The sequence below is a fragment of the Bartonella sp. AC329YNZD genome (assembly GCF_042196685.1).
Lineage (GTDB): Bacteria > Pseudomonadota > Alphaproteobacteria > Rhizobiales > Rhizobiaceae > Bartonella.
On record NZ_JBHIQS010000064.1, the window covers coordinates 1 to 1,796 of the forward strand.

Genomic DNA, 1,796 nt, shown 5'->3' on the forward strand with positions numbered 1-1,796 from the left:
GATAATGCCGTTTCTGCAACGCTTTTAATATCACCTATCGTTTGCTTGACTTCATCACAAGCATTCTTGCTTGTCTGGGCAAGGTTCTTTGCCTCTTCTGAAACTGTTTTAGCTTCCTCAGAAATCCCCTTGGCATCTGTGGCTGTACTGGACGCTGTATCCGCCGTGGCTTTCGCAGCAGTTGCTTCTCTCAACGCTTGTTCTGAAATCTTTTGCGCCTCTGTAGATGCCGTACTCGCTTTTTCTGCTAATCCTTTAACTTCTTCAGAAAGATTCTTTACATCATTGACTGAGGTTAGCGCATTGGTAGAGGAATCTTTAGCTTCTGTTGCTAACTGCTTGGCTTCTTCACAAACTCTCTTACTGTCTTGCGCAACTCTCTCGGCTTCCTCTGTTTTCTTCTGAATTGCTTCTGCTAAACTTTTGCTTACTTCTCCTCCTTCACGAACCACTTGTCTATCAGCTTGCAATGCCTGCTCTGCTGTTACCTTCGCTTCATTCGCTAATCTCGTTGCTTCTGATGCTTCTTGTTGCGCTTGCTCCGCTTTTGCCGTTGCACTATCTGCTGTACTTTTTGCTTCTAAGGCTACCGATTTGGCATTACTTGCCTCCTCTTTCGCTTCTTCTGAGACGCTCTTCGAAGAAATCGCTGTTTGGTTGGCTTCATTCGCTAATCTCTCTACGCTTTCTGCTTTAGATTTCGCATCGGTAGCTTCTCTTACAGCTTGCTCTACTTTGGCTGTCGCTTTATCAACGGCGCTTTTCGCTTCCTCCGCTATTCCCTTCGCTTCAGATGCACTTTGCGAAGCTTGTTCCACACCTGTTTTCGCTGCTTCTGCAACTTTCTCAACTGACGCAACAGATGCTTTAACTTCATCACAAGCACCCTTTGCCTCTTCTGACCTGCTTACCGCTGTCTCTGATTGTGACTTGGCATCTTTCGACGCTGTCAATGCATCAGCGGCTGTCTGTTTAGCTTCTTCTGAGAGTGTCTTAGATGCCTCTGCTGTCTGCTTGGCGTCTCTTAAATCCGTTAATGCCTTCTCTACTGCCGTTTGTACTTGAGACGCTGTTTTTGTAAGTTCTGTAACAGAAGATGTCGCCCGTTCCGATAAACCTTTTGCCTCTTCGGCAATATCCTTGGCATCAGCGGCTGTCTGGTTGGCTCCATCTGCCTTCACACTTGCTTGTGTCGCTACCGTCCTAACTTCATGACACATTTCTACCGCTGTTGCTGCTACTTGCGTCGTCTCTGTTGCTGTTTGGGAAGCCTCTCTCGCTGTTTGTTCTGCACGTTCAGCAATCGACTTCGATTCATCGGCTAATCTCTTTGCTTCAGTCGATAAATTAACAGCATTCTCACTTGCCTGCTTGACCTCTACAAAACTTTGCAATGCCGTAGCCAATGAACCTTTCGTACCACTTATTTCCCCTGTAGCTCTATCAAATCCTGCCTTCGCATCTTCTGCCATTTGCTTGGCGGCTTCAGATGCACTCTTGGCTTCTTCGGCTAATCCCTTGGCTGTATCCGCTGTATCTTTTGCAAGATTAGCCGTTGTTGTTGCTGTTGTAACCGCTTCACCCGTTTTGGTAACTTCGCTAAGCGCTCTTTCCGATACTTTTTTCGCCTCTTCTGCAACCTGTTGGGCTCCATTTGCACGCGCCATGGCTTTTTCTGCTTCTTGCCTTGCATTAACAACCTGTTCTAACGGTGCAAAAGTTTCATACGAATACAAAGAGGCTGTTCCTAAAAGCTTTGGAACAACAACGCTATCTTGCGAAGTCCCTTCTCTGAT

At 46.5% G+C, this 1,796-nt stretch carries 1 pseudogene; it reads right to left on the reverse strand.

Features of this window, described 5'->3' with window-relative positions:
• Positions 1 to 1,796: pseudogene (locus ACFIMW_RS09160) on the reverse strand (hypothetical protein); the annotation flags it as partial.